At 66.2% G+C, this 25,884-nt stretch carries 22 protein-coding genes; 12 read left to right on the top strand and 10 right to left on the bottom strand.

The genetic code is table 11. The features are described 5' to 3' along the window. From ABQF30_RS25975 to ABQF30_RS25960, 4 genes are all read right to left on the bottom strand, one after another. Positions 1-312, bottom strand: a 312-nt coding sequence (locus tag ABQF30_RS25975) for a DUF222 domain-containing protein (RefSeq protein ID WP_448469224.1), incomplete at its 3' end; no start/stop codon positions are given. 116 nt (positions 313-428) lie between these two features. Then, positions 429-2,204 (bottom strand): Hsp70 family protein, encoded by a 1,776-nt coding sequence (locus ABQF30_RS25970; protein WP_448469223.1) that lies wholly within the window; start codon positions 2,202-2,204, stop codon positions 429-431. 64 nt (positions 2,205-2,268) lie between these two features. Beyond that, on the bottom strand, positions 2,269-3,297 hold the full coding sequence (locus ABQF30_RS25965; RefSeq protein ID WP_448469252.1) for an NAD(P)H-dependent amine dehydrogenase family protein: 1,029 nt from the start codon (positions 3,295-3,297) through the stop codon (positions 2,269-2,271). 54 nt (positions 3,298-3,351) lie between these two features. Further along, the gene (locus ABQF30_RS25960) at positions 3,352-3,900 is read right to left on the bottom strand and encodes a TetR/AcrR family transcriptional regulator (protein ID WP_448469221.1); all 549 of its coding nucleotides are present in this window, start codon (positions 3,898-3,900) and stop codon (positions 3,352-3,354) included. A gap of 115 nt (positions 3,901-4,015) precedes the next feature. Here ABQF30_RS25960 and ABQF30_RS25955 point away from each other — a divergent pair, with 115 nt between their 5' ends. Further along, positions 4,016-4,762: an SDR family oxidoreductase gene (locus ABQF30_RS25955; RefSeq protein ID WP_448469219.1), complete on the top strand. Its 747-nt coding sequence runs from the start codon at positions 4,016-4,018 to the stop codon at positions 4,760-4,762. Between the two features lie 3 nt (positions 4,763-4,765). Here the strand turns inward: ABQF30_RS25955 and ABQF30_RS25950 are convergent, their stop codons facing one another. Beyond that, positions 4,766-5,842: a glycoside hydrolase family 183 protein gene (locus ABQF30_RS25950; protein ID WP_448469217.1), complete on the bottom strand. Its 1,077-nt coding sequence runs from the start codon at positions 5,840-5,842 to the stop codon at positions 4,766-4,768. Further along, on the bottom strand, positions 5,833-6,351 hold the full coding sequence (locus tag ABQF30_RS25945; RefSeq protein WP_448469215.1) for a hypothetical protein: 519 nt from the start codon (positions 6,349-6,351) through the stop codon (positions 5,833-5,835). The genes ABQF30_RS25950 and ABQF30_RS25945 overlap by 10 nt, the downstream gene beginning before the upstream one ends. Positions 6,352-6,546: 195 nt before the next feature. On the opposite strand from ABQF30_RS25945, the gene ABQF30_RS25940 reads away from it, so the two are divergent. The 6 genes from ABQF30_RS25940 (at position 6,547) to ABQF30_RS25915 (ending at position 12,504) form a co-directional block, all read left to right on the top strand. After that, positions 6,547-8,034: an ABC transporter substrate-binding protein gene (locus ABQF30_RS25940; RefSeq protein ID WP_448469250.1), complete on the top strand. Its 1,488-nt coding sequence runs from the start codon at positions 6,547-6,549 to the stop codon at positions 8,032-8,034. Next, positions 8,031-8,993, top strand: coding sequence for an ABC transporter permease (locus ABQF30_RS25935; RefSeq protein WP_448469214.1), 963 nt, complete (start codon positions 8,031-8,033; stop codon positions 8,991-8,993). Before ABQF30_RS25940 ends, ABQF30_RS25935 begins: the two co-directional genes overlap by 4 nt. Next, on the top strand, positions 8,990-9,862 hold the full coding sequence (locus ABQF30_RS25930; protein WP_448469212.1) for an ABC transporter permease: 873 nt from the start codon (positions 8,990-8,992) through the stop codon (positions 9,860-9,862). The genes ABQF30_RS25935 and ABQF30_RS25930 overlap by 4 nt, the downstream gene beginning before the upstream one ends. Then, the gene (locus ABQF30_RS25925) at positions 9,859-11,424 is read left to right on the top strand and encodes a dipeptide ABC transporter ATP-binding protein (RefSeq protein WP_448469210.1); all 1,566 of its coding nucleotides are present in this window, start codon (positions 9,859-9,861) and stop codon (positions 11,422-11,424) included. Before ABQF30_RS25930 ends, ABQF30_RS25925 begins: the two co-directional genes overlap by 4 nt. 3 nt (positions 11,425-11,427) lie before the next feature. After that, on the top strand, positions 11,428-12,165 hold the full coding sequence (locus ABQF30_RS25920; RefSeq protein WP_448469209.1) for an SDR family NAD(P)-dependent oxidoreductase: 738 nt from the start codon (positions 11,428-11,430) through the stop codon (positions 12,163-12,165). A 96-nt stretch (positions 12,166-12,261) separates the two neighbouring features. Continuing rightward, positions 12,262-12,504: a DUF1918 domain-containing protein gene (locus ABQF30_RS25915; protein ID WP_448469208.1), complete on the top strand. Its 243-nt coding sequence runs from the start codon at positions 12,262-12,264 to the stop codon at positions 12,502-12,504. On the opposite strand, the gene ABQF30_RS25910 is transcribed toward ABQF30_RS25915, so the two are convergent. Further along, positions 12,501-13,319 (bottom strand): universal stress protein, encoded by an 819-nt coding sequence (locus ABQF30_RS25910; RefSeq protein WP_448469207.1) that lies wholly within the window; start codon positions 13,317-13,319, stop codon positions 12,501-12,503. The two genes, ABQF30_RS25915 and ABQF30_RS25910, sit on opposite strands and share 4 nt — an antisense overlap. 111 nt (positions 13,320-13,430) lie before the next feature. Here ABQF30_RS25910 and ABQF30_RS25905 point away from each other — a divergent pair, with 111 nt between their 5' ends. Further along, positions 13,431-15,011 carry an adenylate/guanylate cyclase domain-containing protein gene (locus ABQF30_RS25905; RefSeq protein ID WP_448469206.1) on the top strand — a complete coding sequence of 527 codons (1,581 nt, stop codon included), beginning with the start codon at positions 13,431-13,433 and terminating at the stop codon, positions 15,009-15,011. 66 nt (positions 15,012-15,077) lie between these two features. Here ABQF30_RS25905 and ABQF30_RS25900 read toward each other — a convergent pair whose 3' ends face one another. The 3 genes from ABQF30_RS25900 to fmdA all read right to left on the bottom strand — a co-directional run bounded on the left by ABQF30_RS25900 (position 15,078) and on the right by fmdA (position 18,654). Next, complete coding sequence (locus tag ABQF30_RS25900; RefSeq protein WP_448469205.1) at positions 15,078-15,557, bottom strand: hypothetical protein; 480 nt, start codon at positions 15,555-15,557, stop codon at positions 15,078-15,080. A gap of 101 nt (positions 15,558-15,658) precedes the next feature. Beyond that, on the bottom strand, positions 15,659-17,230 hold the full coding sequence (locus ABQF30_RS25895; protein WP_448469204.1) for a serine/threonine-protein kinase: 1,572 nt from the start codon (positions 17,228-17,230) through the stop codon (positions 15,659-15,661). Positions 17,231-17,397: 167 nt separating this feature from the next. Further along, on the bottom strand, positions 17,398-18,654 hold the full coding sequence (gene fmdA, locus ABQF30_RS25890) for a formamidase (protein WP_448469203.1): 1,257 nt from the start codon (positions 18,652-18,654) through the stop codon (positions 17,398-17,400). A gap of 446 nt (positions 18,655-19,100) precedes the next feature. Here fmdA and ABQF30_RS25885 point away from each other — a divergent pair, with 446 nt between their 5' ends. The 4 genes from ABQF30_RS25885 to ABQF30_RS25870 all read left to right on the top strand — a co-directional run bounded on the left by ABQF30_RS25885 (position 19,101) and on the right by ABQF30_RS25870 (position 25,818). After that, positions 19,101-21,020 carry an ABC transporter ATP-binding protein/permease gene (locus tag ABQF30_RS25885; RefSeq protein ID WP_448469202.1) on the top strand — a complete coding sequence of 640 codons (1,920 nt, stop codon included), beginning with the start codon at positions 19,101-19,103 and terminating at the stop codon, positions 21,018-21,020. A gap of 18 nt (positions 21,021-21,038) precedes the next feature. Next, entirely contained in the window at positions 21,039-22,052 is a 1,014-nt protein-coding gene (locus ABQF30_RS25880) for an acetamidase/formamidase family protein (RefSeq protein ID WP_448469248.1), read from the top strand. Positions 22,053-22,066: 14 nt separating this feature from the next. Continuing rightward, positions 22,067-22,828, top strand: coding sequence for an SDR family NAD(P)-dependent oxidoreductase (locus tag ABQF30_RS25875; protein ID WP_448469201.1), 762 nt, complete (start codon positions 22,067-22,069; stop codon positions 22,826-22,828). A gap of 122 nt (positions 22,829-22,950) precedes the next feature. Then, on the top strand, positions 22,951-25,818 hold the full coding sequence (locus ABQF30_RS25870) for an MMPL/RND family transporter (RefSeq protein ID WP_448469200.1): 2,868 nt from the start codon (positions 22,951-22,953) through the stop codon (positions 25,816-25,818). Positions 25,819-25,884 lie beyond the last annotated feature (66 nt).

Raw genomic sequence — 25,884 nt, 5'->3', positions numbered from 1 at the left:
GGTCACCGACGTCCGAGGGCCCAGGTTGATCGCATCACGACACCGCCGCCGCGCCTCGTCCCCGGAAATCCGCAACCGGATCCGCATCACCTCCGGCCAGGACTTCGCCCCGATCACCGCCGGGGTGGTCTGCTCGGCCAACGCCGCGATCGCCGCATGCTCGACCACCGGCACCACATTGCGGACATCCTGAACCCCGGCACACACCTCGAGCAGATCGGTCGCCGACAACGACCCCCACGACAGGCCCCGCACCCCCTCTATCGCTGCGCTCAACGCGGCCAGCCGCTCGGCGACCACCGTGGAATCCATGCATCGAACACTAGTTCGAACCCCCGACAGAATGCGCGGGAAACTCGCGAGCGTGCGCAAAATGCCGCTCCCACACGGCATGTCGACCAACAGACCCGCACGCTCGCGCCAACGAGCTAGCCGGTACCCGCGCCGGTACCGCCGCCTCCGCCCGGCGCGGGCACCCACGGCAGACCCGGGATCGTCGGGTAAGGCGCGGTCGGACTCCATGGCGCCTGTGTCGACGTCGGCGGCGCGGTCGTAGGCGGCGCTTGGGTCGTAGTCGGGGGCGGCGGCGGGGCTTCCGTTGTAGGCGGCGGGGGTTCGGTTGTCGGCGAAGGAGTTTCGGGCGCAGGCGGGGCTTCGGGCGGGGGCGGCGGGACGGTCTGCGTCACGGTTTCCGGCGCGGGCGCCTGCTGCGTGACGGGCTCAGGCTCAGGTGCCGGCGCCTCGACGGGCACCGCGGGCGCCACAGTCTCCGGGGGTGCGGTCGTCGTGGTGACGGGGACAGTCGTGGCCGCAGGCACCGCCATCTCTCCGCCGTCGCGGTTGACCATCAGTACCACTGCTGCCACGGCCGCCAGTGCCGCCGCGCCGCCGATGCCCAGCGCCACCGGCCGACGGCGATACCAGGGCTGGGCAACTGTCTCGTCGTGTTCAGTCAGCTCGCGCTCACCGAACTGCACCTGTGGACGGGCAGTGGTCAGCCCGCCCGGTGAAGGGACCTCGTAGTCGTCGACCGGCGCAATGTCGGGCACATCGTGGGCCTCCGACCATGCCAAAGCCTGTGACGCCGCAGGCGGCTCGGGTGCCACCAGCGCAGCCGCAGCCGTCGGCGGGGCGGCCGATGTGGGCGCCAACGCGGTCGCGCCCTCTTCTACCGTTCCGCGTACCGCGGTCAATCCGCCGCCGATGGCAGCGGTCAACTCCGGCTGAGCCGCGGTGATCACCGGGACCCGGAAATGCTCGGACAGCGTCGTCGTGATCGCCGGGATCCGCGCGCCGCCGCCGATGGTGGCCACTGCCGCCAGGTCGCCGGGGCGCAGACCGCTGCGATCCACCACGTCTAGCAATGCCGCCACAAACTCGGCGAGCGGCTCGCGGATGGCGTCGTCGAGTTCGTTGCGGTTGAGCCGGACGTCGCTGCGGTGACCCGGAAGTTCGGCGACCAGTGCGGTGACAGATTCGACCGACAGCCGTTCCTTGGCTCGGCGGCATTCGCTGCGCAGCCGGCCCAGGGAGCCGATCGCCGAGGTGCTCGCCAGATCGATCGTGCCCGCCGCGGACAGGTCGTTCACGACATGGGTGAGCAACGCCTGGTCGATGAGGTCACCGGACAGATCGGGGTGCCGCACCGTCGGTGCGATCGGCTCATACCCGTTGCCCGCGTCGGCCAGGGTGATGCTGGTGCCGCTCCCCCCGAAATCGCACACCGCGATCACTCCGCGGGTCGGCACACCCGGGTCGTCCTGCAGGGCGGTCAGCGCCGCCACAGCGTCCGAGACGACAGCGGGTGCGTCGCGGAACTCCCGCACCGAGGCCAGCGCGCCCCGCAACGCCTCAACCTGGTTGGGTCGCCAGTGCGCAGGATGAGTGATCGCGATGGGATCACCAGGCGGGCGCCCCCGGGTCAATGTGTCCAACAGCGCGCCCAGCGCGTCGGCGACGAGCGCCTCACCACGGTGCGAGGATCCGTCGGGCGCCAGGATGCCGACGGGGTCCCCCACTCGTTCGACGAAGTCGGTGAGGATCAGGCCGCGCTCGTTGAGATTGGGATTCTCGCTGGGCACACCCACTTCGGATGCGCGATGCGGATAGAGCGTCAGCACCGGCGACCGCGTCACCGCGGCCCGGCCCACTATCACTGCCGTCAGATTGGTGGCACCAATCGACAGCCCGATCCCGTCAGTCATGTCACCCCGTCTCGAGAGAAAACCCTATCCGGTATTCCATCTCTCTTGACGCGGCAGGCGTTACTCAGCGAATCGTCCCGAACCCAGGAATCAGTGGTAGATCCAGGGCGGTGACCCATCCTGGCGAATGTTCGTTGACCGCGGGCACGGCGTTGAGGGCGCGCAGACCCGTGGCCAGACAGCCTGCGGCGGCAGCGTCACGGCCGGAGCCGTCGGTGAACCGGAATGCGGTCTCCTGCGAGATGCTGGGGGTGCCCTCGATGTCGACGCGGTAGACGTCGTTGTCGTTTCCGGCCGGCCAGTCCGGTGCAGCGTCGGCGCCGATCCGGTTGACGTGTTCGAGTTGGATGCGGGTCTCGCCGCGGTACACGCCGTTGATGGTGAACCGCACCGCGGCGACATTGCCCGGCGCAATGATCCCCTTCGCCGTCTTACGTTCGTCGGGCGTGACCCACTTGTCCCAGGTGGTGGTGATCTCGTCGAGTTCGATCCCTGCCGCGTGCGCGATCATCGGAACCGTTGCGCCCCAAGCGAAGACGAGAATGTCCGGGTTCTCCAGCAACGGCCGGTGCTCAGGCGGCTTGCCGATACCCATCTCGAATTCGTAGTCGCCGGTGTAGTTCGTGTAGTCCAGTAACTCCGAGGCCCGCACCCGCCGCACCTCCGCGCACAGGCCCATCAGTGTCATCGGGAACAGGTCGTTGGCGAAGCCCGGGTCGATGCCGGTGGTGAAGCAGGACGCCCCACCGACCTCGCACGCCTCGGTGATGGGCTCGATCCAGTTGGGCGGGTTGAGGTGCATCTTCGGCCACACCCACGGGGTCATCGCCGTCGAGCAGACGTCGATGCCGGCCCGCAGGAAACGCGTGATCAGATCGATGTTGGCGTCGGCGTGCGCGGCCGTCGGCCCGTAGTGCACCAGGGCATCGGGCTTCAAAGCGATGAGCGCATCGACGTCGTCGGTGGCGGTGAGGCCGAGCGGCCTGTCGAGACCGCAGATCTCGCCGACGTCGCGGCCGGCCTTCTCCGGATTGCTGACCCCGACACCGACCAACTCGAACAGCGGATGTTTGACGATCTCGGCGATCACCATGCTGCCCACAAAACCGGTGCCCCAGACCACTACTCGTTTCGTCACGAGATCACCCTAGGACTTCTGCCAGCCCGCCAGAGCCTGATCGGCGATCGCGTGCAATTCCCCGCGGTCGGCGCCGCTGCGGGCCTGGATCGAAATGCCTTGGCAGACCGCGGCAATCCAACGAGCCAGCAACAATGTGTCAACACCGGACAGTTCACCACCGGCCACGGCCACATCGAACCGCTGCGCCAGCTCTCGCACGGCTGCATCGCGAAATTCAGCCAGCCCAGCTGCATTTCCAACCAGCAGGCAGCCGTGCGGACCGCCGGATGTCGCGTTTGCCGCGCCATGAACCATGGCCTCGGCAACCTCGCGTGCGGTCGGCCGCCTCAGCGCTGCGGCCATGTACCCCCCTGGGCCGGCGACATAGCGTTTCTTGGCGCGTTCGAACAACTCGTCCTTGGACCCGAACTCGGCGTAGATGCCCCGCCTGTTGACACCGGTCGCGGCGGTGACGTCCGAGATCGAGACTCCGTCGTACCCGCGCTCCCAGAACAGCTTCATCGCGATGTCCTCGACCTCATCGGGGTCGAACTCCTTCGGCCGCCCCACTGCCATGGCCCACCTCCTGTGATACGGAACACATCAGGGAAACTGCCCGGCCAATACCGGGCTTAACCTCAGCGTACTTAGTAACAAATCAGTTCGAAATAGTCCCTGGAAGGACACTCAGATGGCCACAGCATCCCTCAACGGACGGCGAGCACTGGTAACCGGCGGATCCCGCGGAATCGGTGCGGAAATTGTGCGACGGCTCGCCGCCGACGGCGCCGCGGTGGCGTTCACCTATGCAGCCTCAGCCACCGAGGCCGAGAAGTTGGTCGCCGAGGTGACCGAGCACGGCGCGACAGCTGTGGCCATCCAGGCCGACGCTGCCGATCCCGCTCAGGTTGCCGCTGCGGTCGAGCAGACCGTCACCGAACTCGGTGGCCTCGACATCCTGGTCAACAACGCCGGAACCGGCTATGTCGCACCGATCGACGAGTTCCCCCAGGAACAGTTCGACCGGACCGTGGCCGTCAACATCGGCGGTGTCTATTCAGCGATCCGCAGCGCAGTCGGCCATCTCGGCGAAGGTTCGCGAATCATCAACATCGGCAGCATCAATGCCGACCGGGTTCCCGTACCGGGATTGGCGGTTTACGCCATGACCAAGGGCGCGGTGTCCACACTGACGCGCGCACTTGCCCGCGAACTCGGACCGCGCGGTATCACCGTCAACAACGTGCAGCCGGGACCGATCGACACCGATATGAACCCCGACGAAGGTGAATTCGCCGACCTGACAAGGCAAGCCACCGCACTCGGACGCTACGGACACACCAGCGACGTTGCTGCCGTGGTCAGTTTCCTGGCAGGCCCGGAGTCCGGATACGTGACCGGGGCGAACTGGAACGTCGACGGCGGATTCACCGCCTGACGATCACAGATCGATGGGGTCCGGTGGCTGCGGTTGCGCGGTGTCCTTCAGGTGGGCTTTGAATTGCATTGCCCGGTAAGGCCACCCGGAATCCGTATGCCACTGGGACACCACCAGCCCGACACCGCCGCGGATATCCAGGCGCGAACCGGGCAGAACGTAGCCGCCGTAGAGCTGGGCGACCCGGCTGCCGCCGTGGTCCTCCCCCTGCCAGGAGGATCCGAGGACCGGCGTCTGGACCGGTGTGGCGTGCATGTTGGCGACAGGCGAGTCGACGACCCGGTAGCCCAGCGCGTACTTGGAAGCCAGGAAGCCGCCGAGGACCCATTTGCCCGGCTCCATTCGGCGGAAAGTCAACTCGCCCCAGCGTTCGGATGCCGGGGTGATCGGTGTGGCCCGCCGACCCCATTTCCAGCGCGTGCCGGTGTGGCCCCAACTGGAGTACCACGACGGGTGACCGATCCGTCCTGGCCGCACCCGCATCAGGATGATGCCCTTGTCCCGCTGAAATCCCGTGGCCATCACGTACACCCAGCCGTCCTCGGGATCGAAGTCCCATGACCAACACTGCGCGTGGCCACCGTGCAGATCCGGTGGGAACTTGGCGCCCAGGTTCTCCCAGGACACGCCGCTGTCGTCGGAGCGCCAGATCTCGGTCCAGATGACGTTGCCGAAACCGCGATTGACGATGACGTGCAAGTAGAGCGAATCGTCCACGCGCAGTAAGTCGGACGGGATCACGGTGCTGATCCCGCTGCGGCGCCAGCCTGATGCGACATCGTCGTGGCGGTAGTGCCACAGTTGTCGCGCATAGTCGGGATCGGCGCCGCCGGCCCGTTCGTAGACGATCTTGTGGTTGGCGTCGCCGGTGCCGATCAGTACCACCGGCGACCGCCAATCACCCTCCCCCACACGGTGTCCCGCGAAAGTGTCGCCGAATACCGACACCAGCTTGCCGTTTGGCGCGATGACCGAGGCGCCCAGATCGGTACAGGTGACCCCGAACCGATCGGTGCAGCCGGGGCCGGTGAGATCGGCAACCTTGCCGTTGCGCAGCGGGAGTGCCCCGCTCAGGTGCACAAGCGCAGGCCCCAGGGCTCACAATCCAGCGGGTAGACCTCCACCGGAATCGGCAGCGGTCGGTTGTACGTCAACGTGAACGGGAACGTGTGTATCGCCGGAGCCAGCCCGCAGTCGGCGTTGTTGGCTACCGAACGGGTGCCGGTGAGTGTCACGTCGTCGAACTTGTAGGTCTCGGTGGTCGGGGCCCAGCTGCCGTCGGAGCATTGAATGCCGTCCAAGACCGACGTCGAGTAGGTCCACCGTCCGTCAGCAAGGCGGGCATCTCCACCCACGCTTCCCCGGGTCGTCTCTACGTGTAGCCGGCATGCCACCGCCAGTTCGAGCGGCTCGCGCAGATCTCCGACGGTGGGCACGCAGGACGGGTATATCGACCAGGTCTCGCCGACCACTCCCTCCTGCACGTAGTTGTAGACACCGTTCATCACCGGCTCCGCCTGTGCTGGGCCGGCAAGGCCCAGGTTGAGGCCGATAGCGAGCGGGAACACCAGGGCGGTCGCAGCAGCCATGCGCTTTAACGTCACAATGGGTGAGTATCGCAGTCTTCATCAGCGTCGTCACCGGTTTGTTCGCCGCACGTTCTGGAGAACCAGGTGGCGGCCCGTAGCGGGTGAGCGTACTGACTGATCACCCGCGGTGATCCTGGAGAGATCGTGACTTCACGACCAGCGGTTAAAGCGTTGAAAGCAGTGGCGGCAGTACTGATGCTCGCCCTGGCGGCGTGCTCGACCGGTGAGCGCGTGGACCTCGGCGACGCGGCGTCGGGCAATCTCATCGCGGCGATCGCCGGGGAACCCGATCAGCTCGACCCGCACCGAACCAGCGCATATTTCTCGTTCGAGGTGCTGGAGAACGTGTTCGACACCCTCGTCGAGCCCGACGAGAACCTGCAGATGCGTCCGGCACTGGCGCAGTCGTGGGAGGTGAGCCCCGATCAGCTGGTCTGGACGTTTCACCTGCGCGACGGGGTGCAGTGGCATGACGGCAGCCCGCTGACCGCCGATGACGTCGTCTATTCGTACCGCCGCATCATCGACGACCAGCTCACCAACGTCGACAAGTTCAGCGCCGTCACCGCGGTGAGCGCACCGGATTCGGCCACCGTCCGCATCACCGTCGAGCAACCCACCCCGAATCTGCTCACCAACATCGGCGGGTTCAAGGGCATGGCGATCGTGCAGCGCGGCAACGTCGAGAGCGGGCAGATCGCCACCCATCCGATCGGCACCGGACCGTTCTCGTTCGCCGGCCGCAAAAGCGGTGACTCCATCACGCTCAAAGCCAATCCCAATTTCTGGGACGGCGCGCCACAGGTGTCCGGGGTGACCTTCCGCTTCATCTCCGAGCCGTCGACGGCGCTGTCGGCCTTGCAGGCCGGCGAGATCGACTGGACGGACTCGGTGCCGCCGCAGCGTGTCGCGCAGTTGCGTGACGACGACTCGCTGACACTGGCGGTGACCCCGAGCAACGACTATTGGTACCTGGCCCTCAACCAGGCCCGGGCGCCATGGCATGACGTGCGGGTGCGCCAGGCCATCGCATTCGCCATCGACCGGGACGCGATTGCGGCGGCCACCAGTTACCGCACGGCCGCGATCAATCAGCTGGCCATACCGGACGGCAATCCCTGGTTCACCCGCTACGACCGGTACCGGTACGACCTCGACGAGGCGCGGAAGCTTCTCGCCGAGGCCGGCCAGTCCCCGCAGAACATGGACATGCTGGTGACCAGTGAGTATCCCGAGACGGTGACCGCCGCCCAGATCGTCGCCGATAACCTTGCACCCCTTGGCATCACGGTGAACATCCGCACCGTCGACTTCGCGACCTGGCTCGATGAGCAGAACACCGGGAACTTCGACATGCTGATGATGGGCTGGCTGGGCAACATCGACCCCGACGACTTCTACTACGCGCAGCATCATTCGAACGGCACGAGCAACGCGCAGAAGTTCTCCGACCCCGAGGTGGACCGGCTTCTCGACGCCGGACGCGTCGAGACTGACACGGCCAAACGAAAAGACCTCTACGCCAAGGCCGCAACCCGCATCGCCGATCAGGTCAGCTACCTCTACCTGTACAACCCGTCGGTGATCCAGGCCTGGGCCACCAACCTGTCCGGGTACGACGCGCGCCGCGACGGGGCGATCCGGTTCCGCACCGCGAACCTGAGCGAGGACGCCCCGCTATGAGTTCAGGCCATCCGATCCTGAGATTTCTTGCGCGTCGGTTGTTGTACACCGCGGTGGTGCTCGTCGGGGTGTTGATCGTGGTATTCGCGTTGGTGCATCTGGTGCCGGGTGACCCGGTCCGCATCGCGCTGGGCACCCGCTACACCCCGGAGGCGTACGACGCGCTGCGCTCGGCAAGCGGTATGGACCGGCCCATCATCGAGCAGTTCTTCTCCTATCTCGGCTCGGCGCTCACCGGTGACCTCGGAGTGAGCTTCCGTAACGGTGATCCCGTCACCGTGACCCTGCTGGAGCGGTTACCGGCGACCCTGTCACTCGGCATCGTGGGCATTCTCATCGCGCTGCTGATCGCGTTGCCCGCCGGCATCTTCTCGGCGCTGCGCGAGGGCCGGGCCGGCGACGCGATCGTGCGGATCGCCAGTCAGTTCGGCGTTTCCATTCCCGATTTCTGGCTCGGCATCCTGCTGATCGGCGTGTTCGCGTCGATGCTTGGCTGGTTGCCCACCTCGGGATACCGTCCGCTGCTTGATGATCCGGGTGGTTGGCTGCGGCACATCATCCTGCCCGGTCTGACGGTGGGTCTGGTGGCGGGCGCGATCATGACGCGCTATGTGCGTTCAGCGGTGCTGGAGGTCGCCGCGATGGGCTACGTCCGGACCGCCCGGTCGAAAGGTCTGCCGCCACCGGTCGTCACGTTCCGCCACATCGTCCGCAATGCGCTGCTGCCGATACTGACCATCACCGGCATTCAGTTGGCGACCATCCTGGGCGGTGTCATCGTCGTCGAAGTGGTGTTCGCCTGGCCGGGGCTGGGCCGGCTGGTGTTCAATTCCGTTGCCGCCCGCGACTATCCGGTGATCCAGGGCGCCGTGCTGTTGATTGCGGCGCTGTTTTTGCTCATCAACCTGATCGTGGACGTGCTCTATGCGGTCGTCGACCCGAGGATCCGGCTGTCATGACACGTCCAGAGAGCCGGGTCGCGTCCTGGCGGCTGCTGCTGTCCAATCCGGTCACCACCGTCAGCGCCGCGGTGCTGCTGGCCGTGGTGGTCGTGGCGCTCACCGCGCAGTGGATCGCCCCGTACGGCATCAACGACATCGACGTGCCCAGCGCGCTGCAGGGCCCCAGCGCCAGCCACTGGTTCGGCACCGACGAGCTTGGCCGCGACGTGTTTTCGCGAGTGCTGGTGGCCATCCAGGCCTCTATTCGGGTGGCGGTCGTCAGCGTCGCCCTCGCCGCCGTGATCGGGGTGACCCTCGGCGTGGTCTCGGGTTACCGGGGCGGCTGGCTCGACACCGTCGTGATGCGGATGGTCGACGTCATGTTCGCGTTCCCGGTGCTGCTGCTGGCGCTGGCGATTGTCGCGGTGCTCGGGCCCGGCGTCACCACGACCATGCTGGCCATCGGCATCGTCTACATTCCGATCTTCGCGCGGGTGGCGCGGGCCAGCACGCTGGGCGTGCGGGTGGAGCCGTTCGTCGCGGTGTCGCGCACCATGGGCACTCCGAGCGGCTACATTCTCAGACGGCACATTCTGCCGAATATTTCGGGCCCGTTGATCGTTCAGCTGTCGCTGTCGTTGGCGTTCGCGATCCTCGCGGAAGCGGCGCTGTCGTTTCTGGGGCTGGGTATCCAGCCGCCAGAACCGTCGTTGGGCCGGATGATCTTCGACGCACAGGGATTCGTGACGCTGGCCTGGTGGATGGCGGTGTTCCCGGGGGCGGCGATCTTCGTCACGGTGCTGGCGTTCAACCTGTTCGGCGACGGCTTGCGCGATGTGCTTGATCCCAAGCAGCGCACCTTGATCGAAGCCAGGAGGGCTAGATGAACCACCCGGTGCTGAGTGTGCACGACCTGCGGGTGGGCATCGGCCGCCGCGAGATCGTGCGGGGCGTGTCGTTTGACGTGCATCGTGAGCAGACGGTGGGCATCGTCGGCGAGTCCGGGTCGGGCAAGTCGATGACGGTGCTCGCGGCGACCGGGCTGCTCGACGCACCGGGCGCCGTCGTCACCGGCACCAGCACCCTGGCCGACGGGTCACAGCTCGTCGGGGCCTCGGCCCGGCTGCTGCGCAAGGTCCACGGGGGGCGCATCGGATTCGTGTTCCAGGATCCCGGCACGTCGCTGAACCCGCTGCTGTCGTTGGCCCGGCAGATCACCGAAACCCTTGAGACGCATCGCAACATGACCAGGCGTCAGGCGCGCGAAAGGGCTTGCGAGCTGCTCGACGCGGTAGGCCTACCGACCGACCGGCTGGACTCCTATCCCCATCAACTGTCCGGCGGCCAGCGCCAGCGGGTGATGATCGCGATCGCGCTGGCGTGCGATCCCGAGCTGCTCATCGCCGACGAGCCCACCACGGCGCTGGATGTCACGACGCAGGCCCAGATCATCGACCTTGTCGCCGACCTGCAACGCGATTTCGGTACCGCAGTGGTGTGGATCAGCCACGACCTGGGCGAGATCGGTCAGGTGGCCGACGACGTGACGGTGTTGCGAGACGGCGAGGCGGTCGAGCAGGCGCCGATTCTCGACGTATTCGACCGGCCGCAGCACTCCTACACCCGGGAGCTCCTTGCCGCGCGCCCACTTGTCGACGGCGCCGGACCTGCTGCCGTACCCGATGACGCGCCAACCCTGTTGGAGGTGTCCGGACTAGACGTGCGCTACTCGGGCGTGTCCGCGGTGACGGATCTGTCGTTCCGGATCCGGCGCGGGAGCACGTTGGGTCTGGTCGGCGAATCAGGCTCTGGCAAGTCGACCGTGGCGGCCGCGCTGACCGGGCTGGCCGAGCCGTCGGCCGGCACCGCGACGCTCGACGGTGCCGACGTGTTCAGCGGCGGGCGGGATCTGCGCCGCCGGATCAGCCTGGTGCTCCAGGATCCGTTCGCCGCGCTGAATCCCCGCGCCCGCGTCGGTGCGGCGATCGGTGAGCCGCTGCAGGTGCACCGGCTTGCCAAAGGCCGGCGGGCGCGGGCCGAGCGGGTGGCACAGCTGCTCGAACTCGTCGACCTGCCAGCCGATTTCGCGTCGCGTTACCCGCACGAACTGTCCGGCGGGCAGCGGCAGCGGGTCAGTATCGCCCGGGCGCTGGCCACCGAGCCTGATCTGCTGATTCTCGACGAATCTACTGCTTCCCTTGATGTTTCAGTGCAGTCACGGGTGCTGGACCTGCTGGCCGACCTGCAGGACGCGTTGGGGTTGGCCTACCTGTTCATCGCACATGACCTGGCGGTGGTGCACCGGATGAGCCATGACGTGCTGGTCATGCGCGACGGCCTTGCCGTGGAGTACCGCCCAGCCGCCGAGTTGTTCGCCGCCCCCGAGCACGACTACACCCGGACGCTGTTGGCCGCGATTCCGCCCACCAGACCGCGTGAGAAGGTCTAGGGCATGACGTTGGATGGAAAAGTAGCGTTGGTCACCGGCGCGTCGTCGGGCCTCGGCGCGGCGGTCGCCCAGCTGTTCGCGGCGCGGGGAGCCTCGGTATTCGGGATCGCCCGCGACGCCGAACGGATGGCCACGGTGTTCGACGAGGTGCCCGGCGGTAGGTACGCGTCGGTGGACATCTCCTCGTCGCAGGCCTGCCGCCAGGCCGTCGCGCAGTGCATCGAGGAGTTCGGCCGACTGGACGCGCTGATCAACGTCGCCGGTTTTCACCAGATGCGCAACACCCTTGAGGTCACCGACGAAGACTGGGAAAAGGACCTCGCGGTCAATCTCAACGGCCCGTTCTTCCTGTGTCGAGCGGCCCTTCCACATCTGCTGGAGGCCGGCGGCAACATCGTCAATGTCGCGTCAATCGCGGGGATCGAGGGCGAGGTCTACTCCGCCGGTTACTGCTCGGCCAAGCATGGCCTCGTCGGTCTGACCCGCGCCCTGGCGATCGAGTTCACCTCGGAACGCCTCCGGGTCAACGCGGTATGTCCCGGCGGCATGCTCACTCCGCAGACCACCGAGTTCGCCGCGCCGGAGAACGCCGACTGGAATCTGATCATGCGGATCGCGGCACCGCGCGGAATGATGGACGTGGCCGACGTCGCCAAAACCATCGCGTTCCTGGCCAGTGACGACGCAGCTGCCGTGCACGGCGCGGTGTACATCGTCGACGCCGGAAAGACCGCCGGATAGCTCCGGATTCTTCTCGCCGATCCACTTGGCCTGTCGCCCTGCGGCGCGCACGATAGAAGTGTCGAGTCGACCGGAGCGAGGCGAAGGGAGCACACGATGAAGGCGAGCGTCGGCGATTTCCTGGTCGTCAAGGGCACGACCACCGACCAACACGAACAGCATGCCGAGATCATCGGGGTGCGCTCCGAGGACGGGTCTCCCCCGTACGTGGTGCGGTGGCTCGTCAACGGGCACGAGGCGACGGTCTATCCCGGCACGGACGCGGTTGTGGTCTCTGCCGACGAACACAACCGGGCCGCCGAACGCGCGTCCGAACGATCGAGCCGCGCACACTCTTAGCCGCCGGGTACCACCAGGACCGGCCGGTAGGTGCGCTGCAGTGTCGCCCCCGCCACGCTGCCGAGCAGAACTTTCTTCAGTGCGGAGCGGCCGCGCGAGCCGACGACGAGCGTCGCAGCGCGCTGCTCGTCTGCGAAGGCGACCAACGCGTCGGCCGTGGAACCGGCGCCCGAGCCGCGGAAGCGAGGAACGTGATGTACCGCCCCCACATCGCCGGTGTCGCCGTCGTCCACGGCCACCGACAGCACTTCCCGGCTGGGGAACAGCTGCTGCGCGGCGGCCACCGCCCCGTCGGCGCCCGCTGAACCGTCCACACCCACCACGACAGGCCCGTCGGCCACGGCCTCGTGTTCCGCCGAAACCATGTGTTGGGAGGCAACAAGCACCGGCCGCGGCGCGTGGTGCACCACGAGATCCGACACGCTGCCCAACTTCGAGTCGGTTGCGCCGATGCCGCGAGCGCCCACGATCAACACGTCGGGCTGCAGTTCCTCGGCCACCTGGGCCAGGCCCAGTCCTTCGCCCGCCCACGTGCGCTTGACGAGAGCCTCAGGGTTCCAGCCGACTGCGCGGGCCAGTGTGACGCCGGTGTCGACCAACCGTGCGGCCTCCCGGTCGCTTTCCTTGTCGACCAAGTCGATCAGCTCGTCCACATTGCGCGCCGAGTGTCGCAGCCGCGCGCGTAAACCCTTGCTGCCGAACGGTGGTGTGCAGAGGTAGACCACCACTGCCTGCGCCGCGGGAAACAGCGTGCTGCCCGTGCTGATCGCCGCATTCGCCGACGGCGACCCGTCGTAACCGACCACTACCTTCATGCGCGCGTCCTCATCTTCTCGTCCGTTCGGTGCTTCCAGACTAAGTCGCCGCCGCTAAGCAGGTAGCCAACTACGCTATTCACCAGCGCGGCAGCCCCGCAGGCTGGGGAGATGGACGCAACCTTCGCCGGCTCGTCCCACTGCTGGCACGCCATCGGCGCCGACGCCGGTGAAGCGCTGCGCTACAAGACGTTCAAACGCTGGGTCTGGGGCGCCGCAGGCGTCAGCGTCGCGGGCGGCGGAATCGTCGCCGCATTCCTGGCATTCGCGGCGCCAATCGTGTTGAGTCCGGTGGCGACGGAGCGACTGATGGTGCGCGGCGGGACTACGCTCGTCATTTTCCTCGGCGTGGCGATCCCGGTCATGCTGCGCGTGCGCCGCCGCCGCTTCGCAAAGAGCACCGCCTGGCTCAGCGAAGGCCGCACGCCCACCGCCGCCGAGCAGCGGATGACGCTGAGCGCACCGGGGGAAGCGGTTCGGTTGTCCGGTGTCGTCTGGGGTGTCGGCGCAGTCGTTTTCTCCTCGCTCGCGATGACCGAACAGGTTTCCACGTCGGTGTACATCTTCAGCGTGGTGGCGCTGGGCGGAATCTCCACCAGCGCGGTCTGGTACCTGATCGTCGAGCGGGTGATGCGACCGGTATCGGCCCATGCTCTGGGCGGAGGCACACTCGACCGCAAATTCGGCCCCACCATCGAGCGCAGACTCCTGATGGCCTGGACGCTGGCGACGGGCGTGCCGCTGTTGGGCGTCGCGATGTTGGCGCTCGGCTATCTCGCCGATGTCGGCTTCCGGGCAGAGCGGACCTTCGCCGCGATCCTCGTTCTCGTCGCGGTGGCGATAGTGGTTGGCCTGTTCACGATTCTGATCGCCGCACGGTCGGTCGCAGAACGAGTGGGCGCGCTGCGCGGCGCGCTGTCCCGGGTGCGGGCCGGCGACTTCACCGCCCGGGTCGAGGTCGACGACGCCAGCGAGATCGGGCGATTGCAAGCCGGTTTCAACACGATGGCGGCAGGCCTGGCCGAGCGCGAACGCATCCGCGATGCCTTCGGCACCTACGTGGACCGCGATGTCGCCGAGCATATCCTTTGTGCGGGAAGCTCGTTGGAGGGTCAGGAAGTCGACGTCACCCTGATGTTCGTCGATGTCCGTGGTTTCACCACGTTCGCCGAACAACTCCGTCCCGCTGAAGTGGTCGCCACCCTCAACCGGCTGTTCGAGAGAATCGTTCCGCTCGTGCACCGGCACGGCGGGCATGTGGACAAGTACGCCGGTGACGGGCTGATGGCGGTTTTCGGCGCGCCGCGACACCAAACTGCTCATGCCGACCAAGCACTCGCAGCCGCCCTGCAGATCGCCGACGCCGTGCACGACGAGTTCGGCGGCACGCTGTCGGTCGGTGTCGGACTCAACTCCGGCCCCGTGGTGGCCGGGAACGTCGGTGGCGCAGGACGTTTCGAGTTCTCGGTGATCGGCGATGCCGTCAACGTCGCCGCCCGTGTCGAACAGGCGACGCGTCAGACCGGCGACACCGTACTGCTCACGTCGGGGACGCTGGGGCTGCTGCACGGCAGCGATGCCGGCTTCATCCAGCGCCCCGGGCTGACCCTCAAGGGCAAGACCACCCCGGTCGCCATCTACGCACCGGTGGCAGTCGCCGCTCAACCCACGGTGCGGCGGACCCGGACGTAGAGGTCGTGGAAGCCGGCGATACCGCCGAACAGCCCGCCGGTCTCGATCACCTCGACGGTGGTCAACTCATCGGGGTGCGTCGGTTCGCGGTGCGGCAGATTCGCCACGGCCGCGCGGAACGCCTCGTCGAAGCTGAGATTCGGCGATGTTCCGATCGCCTCGTCGTCCATGACGGACTGAAAATTGTCTGGCCGCCAAAGCCGCGAACTGGTTGACGCCCGCACGCGGCCCCTCGATCTTGACCTCGTCCTGACCGTCGGCGTGGTGAACCGTGATCACCGGCTGGTCCTCGGGATAGGGCACGAACTCGGCACGGGTGTAGGGCACGACGACCTGTGGCCAGATGCCCGGGCGTTCGCGCTGCAGCACGTCGTAATGCGGCGGGAAGATCCGGATCGGATTCTGCTCGATATCCGCGTCGTAACCGCGGGTGGGCAGATCGCCCTCAGCCACGATCAGAACGTAGCTGCCCGCGCGGTGGGCCCGAATGGTGCGACGGCTCGCATATTCGGTCGTGTCGGTCTTTGTTTCATTGGTGACGGTCATTGTGGGATCCTTTGCTGGAACGGCTTGCTCCTGTATCGAGCGTGGCCACAGCAGAACCGACGTGCACGAGTAGTCGGCTACTCGAGTTGGCCGTCCGAGCGTTATCCCAGTGCCGGCTCCGAGGAATCGACTTGACCGTTGCTCATGATCGTCAGATTGTCCGGACTGACCTCATAGCGTGCGCCGTCGGCCGGGTTGACGGCCACGAATCCGTCGCCTGAGGGCTGCGCGTCGGCGATCTCGAGGTTGGCGCCGTCACGCAAGCGTTCGCCGCGGTAGTAGAAGCTGTCCGGGCCGGTCTGGCAGATCACCGCGAGCGACGTCGCGGTCCGGATCATCACTGCCGGGGTGCTGCTGGAGTCGCACCGCGCTGTGTGGCCGACGAATCCCTGCGCATCGGTACCGCTTGGCCGATCCGTGAGCGTGGTCGTCGGCGTGGTCGTCTCGGTCGTCGTACCGGTGTCCGACGGTTCGCTCGTCGTACTCGCGTCAGGTGGCACCGACAACGGCGTCTGACGCGTCGAGGCGCTGTCGTCACCACCGCTTGCCAACATCGATGCCAGCACGGCGGCGATTCCGAACAGCACCACCGTCGCCACCGCCAGTGTCAACTGAGTACGGGTGAATCGCGACTTCCGCGGCGGTTTCTGCGGCGCGGGAGCGGGCGGTGGCGGCGGCGGGTAGGGCGTGTAGCCGGTGTGTTCCGGATTCGGATAGACCGACGAGAACTGGCGGGTGCTGGGCGGCGGTGTGGGGCGCGGGGTCGCCGCAGGCAGTGCGGGGATGACGGGTGCGGGCCGGGTTGGCGCCTCTTCGGTCGTGGAAGCCTTGGATCCGGCGTGCGCAGCCTGCGTGGCGGCCTTGGCCAGTTCGGTGGCGGTGGAGTACCGCGCCGTGGCGTCCTTGGCCATCCCTTTCGCGATGACGTCGTCGAAGGCGCGAGGTATGCCCCGTCGCATGATGCTGGGCCGCGGCGGCGGGGAGAACATGTGAGCGCTCATCAGCTGTCGCAGATCCCCCGTCTCGAACGGCGGCCGGCCGATGAGGGATTCGTAGAGCAGGCACGTCAGCGCGTAGATGTCGGCCGGTGGTCCGACGGGGCCGCCGGAGAACCGCTCGGGAGCCATGTAGGCGCTCGATCCGATCAGCACCCCGGTCATCGTGACGCTGGCCTCGCCGCCGACATGTGCGATGCCGAAATCGACGAGGTAGGCGAAGTCGTCCGGAGTGAGCAGCACGTTCTCCGGCTTGATATCGCGATGCACCAGGCCGTCCGCGTGCGCGGCGTCGAGTGCGGCCGCCACCTGCGTGACGATCGACGCGGCCCGCGCCGGGTCCAGCGGGCCGTTCGACCGCAGCAGCTCTTTCACGCTGGCGCCGTCGACCAGGCGCATATCGATGTAGAGCACGCCGTCGATCTCACCGAAGTCGTGCACCGGGATCACGTGTGGTTCCTGCAGGCGCGCCGCCACCCGGGATTCGCGCCGGAACCGCTCCTGGAAGCTGGCGTCGGCGGCGATCTCGGTGCGCAGCAGCTTGACCGCGACCATCCGTTCTTTCACGGTGTCGTAGGCGCGGTACACCTCACCCATGCCGCCCACCCCGATCAGCGACCTCAGCTCGTAGGGCCCGAACCGGGTGCCGAGACGCGAGCCGCCGTTGGGCGAGGGCATTCCACGATCCTTTCAGCCCGCCTGACTCAGTCAGACCACCGCGGTAGCCAGGCGAACATCGTTTCGCGACACGATTCCCAAGCCCTGAGGGCGGGCACGCGGCGGTCTCCGTGACGAGGATAGTTGGATTTCGGTTCGACCTCCTCGACCCGCCCCTCGCCGAGTCGTCAATCGAAGGACGAATGCGGGGCGCCCATGCCCGGATCGATCTGCACCGGCCCGGCCGCCGACGGCGCGACCGGGAAGTCGAAGATTGCTGTCGGGATATACACGGTTGCACAAGCATTGGGAATGTCGACCACACCCGATAGCCGGCCCTCGATAGGTGCGGCGCCGAGCAGGAGGTACGCCTGCTCCGGGGTGTACCCGAACTTGGTGAGGTAATCGATGGCGTGCAGGCAGGCCCGCTGGTAGGCCAGGTGCGAATCCAGGTAGCGCTGCTCCCCGTCGAGGGTCACCGAGGTGCCCGAGAACGCCAGCCATTCGGAGTACTGCGGATCGGTGTTGCCGGGCATGAAAATGGCGTTCTCGCTCACCCCGTAGGTCTCCATGCCACCCGGGATCACGTCGACGCGAAGGTCGATGAAGCCACCCATTTCGATCGCACCACAGAACGTGATCTCACCGTCGCCCTGCGAGAAGTGCAGGTCCCCGACCGACAGATTGGCGCCGTCGACGAACACCGGATAGAAGACCCGGCTGCCCTTCGTGAGGTTCTTGATGTCCTGGTTGCCGCCGTTCTCCCGCGGCGGTGCGGTGCGGGCCGCTTCGGCGGCGGCCTTGGTGAATGCGTCGCCGGTCAGCCCGCCGAGGATCGCGTCGCGCGGCTCGGGCGGCAGCGCAAGCGGTGGCACCCGGTCGGGATCCGTGGCGATCAACGCGGCCTCGCGGGTGTTCCAGGTCGACAGCAGCTTCGTCGACGGCGCAGTTCCCATCAGGCCCGGGTGGACGATGCCGGTGAACTCCACTCGCGGGATGTGCCGTGAGGTGGCCTTCTGACCGGCGAAGTCCCAGATCGCCTTGTAGGCGTCGGGGAACTGCTCGGTGAGGAATCCGCCGCCGTTCTGGGTCGGGAAGATCCCGGTGTAGCCCCAGCCCTGTCCGGCGAGCGGACCGGAATCCTCCTGCGGGATGGGGCCGACATCGAGGATGTCGACGATCAGCAGGTCGCCGGGTTTGGCGCCTTCGACGGCGATCGGGCCCGACAAGACGTGCACAGTGGTCAGCGGCGCGTTGAGAATGTCGTCGGCGGAGTCGTCGTTGACGATCGCACCGTCGAACCATTCACGGCAGTGCACCCGGAACGCATCGCCCTTCTTGACCGTCACCGCTGCCGGGATATCGGGATGCCACCGGTTGTGACCGAGCTTTTCCTGGTCCGTGAATTTCTTGGTCGAATCGAGCGGAAACACAACCTCTGGCATTTGGTGCTCCTTCAGTCTCGCGGCAGCTTTTGATGGAGTGGGTTGGTGGTGACTTTTTGTTGCCGTTGCCTTGATGGCGCGCTGACCACTGCTGGCTTGTCGGCCGTGGCGCGAGTCGCGTCGTGAAGCGCCATCGCGCGTCCGTCCGCGCGGCCGAGATGCGGGGCGGAGATCATTCTGCGGGCCACGCCCATACAGTCCGGGCATTCGATTGCGTCCGGACGCGAATTCATCGAATACAGCTGTTTGGTGGTGCCACAACCGGACTCACATCGAAAGACGTACAGAACCAACAGATTTCCTCGTGGGTCGGCGCAGTGAAGACGTATGCGACATTACCGATATGTGGCGATCTTGGCGCGGCAGTTGAGAAACAATTCCGTTGCCTGCGGTAGCTTCACGCAAACGAGGCGGGCAAATCGGTCGGCAAACCAGGAGAAGTTCATGTGAACGATCTCAAGCCGTTCTCACCCTCGATCGACTGGGGCGACGAACTTCTCAACTCCCTGCGGTGGCTCGCCGAGGCATGGCTGATCGCCGCGGTGATCACGATGACCGTGCTGGTGCTCCTCGCCAAGTTCACCGTTTGGGGCCGGCAGTTCTGGACCGTCACCGGTGCCTACTTCACCGGGCGGCACAGCGTGCGCCCGTGGCTGTCGCTGTCGGCCATGCTGCTGTCGGTCATCATCGGAGTGCGGTTGAGCGTGCTGTTCAGCTATCAGAGCCGCGATCTCTACACCGCGGCACAGGTCGCCGTGCAAGGCCTGGCCACCGGCGATGAGGCCGTGAAAGACTCTGGGGTGACGGGCTTTTGGATCTCCCTGGCGCTGTTCGCCTTGCTGGCGGCCATTCTCGTCACCCGCGTCATGGTCGATCTGTTCATCACGCAACGTTTCATGCTGGCTTGGCGAACATGGCTGACCTACCGGCTCACCGGCGACTGGCTGGACGGGCGCGCCTACTACCGAGGCCGGTTCATCGACAAGACCATCGACAACCCGGACCAGCGCATTCAGGCTGACGTCGACGCCTTCACCGCCCTCTCCGGCCCGCAACCGAACACCCCGCACCAAACCAGCAACGGCACACTGCCGTTCGGGGCGATCTCGGCGATCGTGTCGGTCATCTCGTTCACCTCGATTCTGTGGAACCTCTCGGGGGAACTGAACCTGTTCGGCGTCGAGATCCCCCGCGCGTTGTTCTGGTCGGTGTTCGTCTACGTCGCCTTCGCCACGGTCATCGCATTCTGGCTCGGCCGCCCGCTGATCCGGCTGTCGTTCAACAACGAGAAGTTCAACGCCGCATTCCGGTATGCGCTGGTTCGGCTGCGCGACGCCGCCGAAGCAGTGGCGCTGTACCGCGGCGAAGAGCCGGAACGCCGCGAGTTGCGAGGGCGGTTCGAGCCGGTGGTGTCCAACTACAAGCGCTTCGTCAACAAGACCATGGTGTTCACCGGGTGGAACCTGTCGATGAGCCACATCATCATTCCGCTGCCCTGGATGCTGCAGGCGCCGCGGCTGTTCGCCGGCGAGATCCAGCTCGGTGCGGTCAACCAGTCGGTCGCCGCGTTCGGCGCGATCCAGGATGCGTTGTCGTTCTTCCGCAACTCCTATGACGTGTTCGCGGGCTACCGGGCCGCCATCATCCGGCTGCACGGCCTGGTGGTGGCCAACGAGCAGAGCCGGGAGTTGCCGAAGCTGGACATCGAAGCCAGCCCCGCAGTCGTTCTCGACGACATCGAGGTGCGCAACCCCGCAGGCGATCACTTGATCGACGCGTTGAACCTACGGCTGAACCCCGGGGACGCGATGATCATCACCGGTGAATCGGGCACCGGCAAGTCCACGTTGCTGCGCAGTCTGGCCCAGTTGTGGCCGTACACGTCCGGCACCATGGGTTGCCCGCTCGGCGAGCACGAGACGATGTTCCTGTCCCAATTGCCCTACGTTCCGCTGGGCGACCTGCGCGCGGTGGTGTCCTATCCGCACGAGCCCGGCGAAATCCCTGACGAGGCACTGCATGACGCGCTGTTGGCTGTCGCCCTGCCGCGCTATGTCGACCGATTGTCGGAGACCAACGACTGGGCGAACGTGCTCTCCCCCGGCGAACAGCAACGCATCGCGTTCGCCAGGGTGCTGCTCACCAAACCGAAGGCGGTGTTTCTCGACGAGGCGACCTCGGCGCTCGACGAACCCCTGGAGTTCATGATCTACGGCCTGGTGCGTCGCGAACTTCCCGAGACGGTGTTCGTCAGCGTCACCCACCGCACCACGGTCAACAAGCACCACGACCTACGCCTGGAATTGCTCGGCGACGGCGCGTGGCGGCTGGGGCCGATCGAAGAAGACGAGCCGGTTCCGGTGTAGTGGTACAGGATGGCTGTCGTGGACCACATCATCTTCACCCCGACGGTCGAGCAGCTGAACTACACGTTCGGCGGCGCCGAGCCCGTCATGCGGATCAAGCCCGGAACCGTGCTGACGTTATGGACCGAGGACGCCTTCGGCGGCCGGATCACCAGCCGGGACTCGGTGGCCACCGTGGCGCTGGACACCGAAGACCTCAATCCGCAAACCGGACCCTTCTGGATCGAGGGCGCCGAACCCGGTGACACCCTGGCGGTCCATCTCGTCGACCTAACCCCGGCACGCAGTTGGGGCGCATCGACCCTGATTCCGTTCTTCGGCGGGCTCACCAGCATTCCCGTGAGCCCGACGCTGCAGGACGCGCTGCCCGAGCGAACCTGGATCTACGAATACGATTCGGCCGCAAACACTGTGGGCTTCTCGGCGCAGGGCAGCAACTTCGAGGTCGCGCTACCCGCCAACCCGATGCTGGGCACGGTCGGGGTGGCGCCCGCACGCCGCGAGGTCCGCAGCTCACTGGTGCCCGATGCGTTCGGCGGCAACATGGACACCCCCGAGATGACCGCAGGCGCCACCTGTTATCTGCGGGTCAACGTCGCTGGCGCGCTGTTCTCCCTCGGCGACGGGCACTACCGGCAGGGTGAGGGCGAATCGTGTGGCACCGCCGTGGAAGGCGCGATGAACGTCACCGCGATCGTCGAACTCATCAAGGGCGGCGGGCCGGCCTGGCCCCGGCTGGAGACCGACACCCATCTGATGGCCATCGGGTCGGGTCGCCCGCTGGAAGAGGCGTGGCGGGCCGGCCAGGTCGAGATGATCCATTGGCTGGGTGAGCTGTACGGGCTCGATCGCCTCGACGCCTACCAGCTGCTGACCCAGATCGCGCAGAATCCGATCGCCAACGTCGTCGACGCCAACTACAGCGCCGTCACCAAGATCGACAAGCGGCTGCTGCCCGCGGCGGTCGCATACAGCGGGATCCACAGCGAATTGCGCAGTGCTGCACGGGCACTGGGCTCCATCTCCTACTGACACGAAGGACATTCATGGATCTGGGACTGGCCGGCAAGCGCTTTGCGGTCACCGGCGGCACCCGCGGCATCGGCCGCGCCGTCGTCGAAGGATTGCTGGCCGAGGGAGCATCCGTCGCGTACTGCGCGCGGACCCCGGACGCGGTAGCCGAAGCGCAGGCCGAACTCACCGCGGATGGCGCCACTGCGGTCGGCGCCGCGGTGGACGTGGGTGACTCCGCCGCCGTGGCCGCATGGGTGTCGCAGACCGCGGATACGTTCGGCGGGTTGGACGGTGTCGTTGCCAACGTCAGCGCGCTGGCCATCCCCGAGAACGCGGACAACTGGCGGACCAGCTTCGAGGTCGATCTGATGGGCACGGTGGGCCTGGTGGACGCGGCACTCCCCCACCTGCTGGCAGGCGGTGCCGGCTCGATCGTCACGATCTCCAGCGTCTCGGGACGCGAGATCGACTTCGCCGCCGGACCGTACGGGACGTTCAAGGCCGCGATCATCCACTACACGCAGGGGCTGGCCTACAACTACGCAGGCAAGGGCGTGCGGGCCAACAGCGTGAGCCCCGGCAACACGTACTTTCCGGGTGGGGTCTGGACGTCGATCGAGGAGAACAATCCCGAACAGTTCGCGGCCGCGCTCGCGCTCAATCCCACCGGCCGGATGGCCACACCGCAGGAGGTGGCCAACGCCGTCGTGTTCCTGAGCAGTTCGGCGGCCAGCTTCATCACCGGAACCAATCTGGTCGTCGACGGCGCGCTGACCCGGGGCGTGCAGTTCTGAGGTTGCGCGCCGAGGGAGGGCCCTGCGCGGCCGGACCCGCCGTCTACTATGTCGGGAATCCCAGATGCGGACCGCTTGAGTGCCGCGCCGTGTACCTCCGACCGACCACCAAGGGTTCCTGAATGGCCGATTCCCCCGACGTCCCCGCTGCGCAGACCAGCAAGCACACGGGGATCGCTCGCTGGATCCGTCGACTCGCCATCCCGATCATCGTCGGCTGGATCGCGCTGGTCGGCGTGCTGAGCTTCACGGTGCCGCAGCTCGAAGTCGTCGGTGCCATGCGATCGGTGTCGATGAGCCCCGCCGACGCGCCGTCGGTGATCGCGATGAAGCGTGTCGGCCAGGTGTTCGACGAGTTCCACTCCGACAGCTCGGCGATGATCGTGCTGGAGGGCGAGGAGAAGCTCGGCGACGATGCGCATTTGTTCTACAACGAGATGGTCGACAAGCTCGAAGCTGACTCCAAGCATGTGGAACACGTCCAGGATTTCTGGGGTGATCCGCTGACCGAGGCGGGCGCGCAGAGCAACGACGGCAAAGCTGCTTACGTACAGGTCTATCTCGCTGGCAACATGGGCGAAGCTCTGGCCAACGAATCGGTGCAGGTGGTCCAGGACCTGGTCAAGAGCATGGAGCCGCCGCCCGGGGTCAAGGTCTATGTGACGGGCGGCTCGGCGCTGGCCAACGATCAGCAACTCGCCGGCGACCGAAGCGTCCAGATCATCGAAGCCGTCACCTTCCTGGTCATCATCACGATGCTGCTGCTGGTGTACCGCTCGATCACCACCGTGCTGCTCACGCTGTTCATGGTGGTGATCTGTCTGATGTCGGCCCGCGGGGTGGTGGCCTTCCTCGGCTACCACGACTTGATCGGGCTCTCGACATTCGCCACCCAGCTCCTGGTCACCCTCGCGATCGCCGCGTCGACCGACTACGCGATCTTCCTGATCGGGCGATATCAGGAAGCCCGCGGGATTGGCGAGGACCGGGAGCAGGCGTACTACACGATGTTCCACGGCACTGCCCATGTGGTGCTGGGCTCGGGCATGACGATCGCCGGGGCGACCTTGTGCCTGCACTTCACCCGGCTGCCGTACTTCCAGACACTGGGCATTCCGATGGCGGTCGGAATGGTTGTGGCGGTGCTCGCGGCGCTGACGCTAGGGCCCGCGGTGATCACCGTAGCCAGCCGGTTCCGCAACCTGCTGGAACCCAAACGCGCCATGCGGATTCGGGGCTGGCGACGGCTCGGTGCATTCGTGGTCCGCTGGCCCGGTCCGGTCCTGCTGAGCACCATCCTGCTATCGCTGATCGGGCTGCTGGCCCTGCCGGGCTACCGGACCAACTACAACGACCGCAACTATCTGCCCGACGATCTGCCGGCCCAGGAGGGCTTCGCCGCGGCCGAACGGCATTTCTCGCCCGCGAAGATGAATCCCGAGCTACTGCTGATCGAGACCGATCACGATGTGCGCAACTCGGCGGACTTCCTGGTGATCGACCGGATCGCGAAGGCGATCTTCGAGGTGCCCGGAATCGGAAGCGTCCAGGCCATCACCCGTCCGCAGGGTGAACCACTCGAGTTCAGCACCATCCCCGCCCAGATGAGCATGAGCGGGGTCATGCAGACGATGAACCGCAAGTACATGACCGACCGCGCCAACGACATGCTGCTGCAGGCCGACGAGATGCAGAAGACCATCAACACGATGGACCAGATGATCGCGCTCATGGCGGAGATGGCCGCGACGACGCACAGCATGGTCGGCAAGATGCACGACATGACGGCCGACGTCGCCGAACTGCGGGATCACATCTCCAATTTCGACGACTTTTTGCGGCCGGTGCGCAACTACCTGTACTGGGAACCGCACTGCTACAACATCCCGATGTGCGCCTCGATGCGGTCGGTGTTCGACGGGCTCGACGGCATCGACACGATGACCGAGAGCATCCAGAACATGCTGCCCGACATGGACCGACTCGATGCCCTGATGCCGCAACTGCAGGCACTGATGCCGTCGCAGATCGAGACCATGAAGACGATGAAGACCATGATGCTGACCATGCATCAGACCCAGAAGGGTCTGCAGGATCAGATGGCCGAGATGCAGGACGGCCAAAGCGCCATGGGCGAAGCGTTCAACGACTCCAAGAACGACGACACGTTCTATCTGCCACCGGAGATCTTCAACAACGCCGACTTCAAACGCGGCATGGACAGCTTCATCTCGCCCGATGGAAAAGCGGTGCGGTTCATCATCTCCCATGAAGGTGACCCGCTGACACCCGATGGCATCAAGCTCATCGACGGGATCAAGCTGGCCGCCAAGGAAGCCATGAAGGGCACGCCCTGGCAGGGCTCCAAGATCTATCTCGGCGGCACCGCTGCGGCATTCAAGGACATGCAGGAAGGCAACAACTACGACCTGATCATCGCCGGCATCTCGGCACTGTGCCTGATCTTCATCATCATGTTGATCATCACGCGCAGTGTGGTGGCCGCGGCCGTGATCGTCGGCACCGTGCTGATCTCCCTCGGCGCGTCATTCGGGTTGTCAATCCTGGTGTGGCAGCACATCTTGGGCATCGAACTGCACTTCATGGTGATGGCGATGGCGGTGATCGTGCTACTGGCAGTCGGTGCGGACTACAACCTGCTGTTGGTGGCGCGGCTCAAAGAAGAACTTCCCGCCGGGATCAACACCGGCATCATCCGGGCCATGGGCGGTAGCGGGTCTGTGGTGACCGCGGCCGGCCTGGTGTTCGCGTTCACCATGATGTCGATGGTGGTCAGTGAGATGACCGTGGTCGCCCAGATCGGGTCGACGATCGGGCTTGGCCTGCTGTTCGACACCCTGGTGATCCGATCGTTCATGACGCCGGCCATCGCCGCACTCATGGGCCGCTGGTTCTGGTGGCCTCAACTGGTCAGAACCCGGCCTGCCCGTGGCGTGGTGGCACAGGCGTTGGAGCGCTCAGCGCCCTGATGGCGCCGATGGTCCTCCCCGACGCGTAGTGTCAATGACATCGGGACCACTCAGGCCCTCACAATC

This window comes from Mycolicibacterium sp. XJ870 (genome assembly GCF_053483975.1).
Note: the sequence above shows the minus strand (reverse complement) of the source record. Positions and strands in the feature narration are given on the sequence as shown.

Bases quoted from the DNA above. Each gene is read 5' to 3' on its own strand.
- ABQF30_RS25970 (WP_448469223.1), bottom strand. From the start codon at position 2,204: ATGACTGACGGGATCGGGCTGTCGATTGGTGCCACCAATCTGACGGCA.
- ABQF30_RS25965 (WP_448469252.1), bottom strand. From the start codon at position 3,297: ATGGTGATCGCCGAGATCGTCAAACATCCGCTGTTCGAGTTGGTCGGT.
- ABQF30_RS25960 (WP_448469221.1), bottom strand. From the start codon at position 3,900: ATGGCAGTGGGGCGGCCGAAGGAGTTCGACCCCGATGAGGTCGAGGAC.
- ABQF30_RS25955 (WP_448469219.1), top strand. From the start codon at position 4,016: ATGGCCACAGCATCCCTCAACGGACGGCGAGCACTGGTAACCGGCGGA.
- ABQF30_RS25945 (WP_448469215.1), bottom strand. From the start codon at position 6,351: ATGGCTGCTGCGACCGCCCTGGTGTTCCCGCTCGCTATCGGCCTCAAC.
- ABQF30_RS25940 (WP_448469250.1), top strand. From the start codon at position 6,547: ATGCTCGCCCTGGCGGCGTGCTCGACCGGTGAGCGCGTGGACCTCGGC.
- ABQF30_RS25935 (WP_448469214.1), top strand. From the start codon at position 8,031: ATGAGTTCAGGCCATCCGATCCTGAGATTTCTTGCGCGTCGGTTGTTG.
- ABQF30_RS25930 (WP_448469212.1), top strand. From the start codon at position 8,990: ATGACACGTCCAGAGAGCCGGGTCGCGTCCTGGCGGCTGCTGCTGTCC.
- ABQF30_RS25925 (WP_448469210.1), top strand. From the start codon at position 9,859: ATGAACCACCCGGTGCTGAGTGTGCACGACCTGCGGGTGGGCATCGGC.
- ABQF30_RS25920 (WP_448469209.1), top strand. From the start codon at position 11,428: ATGACGTTGGATGGAAAAGTAGCGTTGGTCACCGGCGCGTCGTCGGGC.
- ABQF30_RS25915 (WP_448469208.1), top strand. From the start codon at position 12,262: ATGAAGGCGAGCGTCGGCGATTTCCTGGTCGTCAAGGGCACGACCACC.
- ABQF30_RS25910 (WP_448469207.1), bottom strand. From the start codon at position 13,319: ATGAAGGTAGTGGTCGGTTACGACGGGTCGCCGTCGGCGAATGCGGCG.
- ABQF30_RS25905 (WP_448469206.1), top strand. From the start codon at position 13,431: ATGGACGCAACCTTCGCCGGCTCGTCCCACTGCTGGCACGCCATCGGC.
- ABQF30_RS25900 (WP_448469205.1), bottom strand. From the start codon at position 15,557: ATGACCGTCACCAATGAAACAAAGACCGACACGACCGAATATGCGAGC.
- ABQF30_RS25895 (WP_448469204.1), bottom strand. From the start codon at position 17,230: ATGCCCTCGCCCAACGGCGGCTCGCGTCTCGGCACCCGGTTCGGGCCC.
- fmdA (WP_448469203.1), bottom strand. From the start codon at position 18,654: ATGCCAGAGGTTGTGTTTCCGCTCGATTCGACCAAGAAATTCACGGAC.
- ABQF30_RS25875 (WP_448469201.1), top strand. From the start codon at position 22,067: ATGGATCTGGGACTGGCCGGCAAGCGCTTTGCGGTCACCGGCGGCACC.
- ABQF30_RS25870 (WP_448469200.1), top strand. From the start codon at position 22,951: ATGGCCGATTCCCCCGACGTCCCCGCTGCGCAGACCAGCAAGCACACG.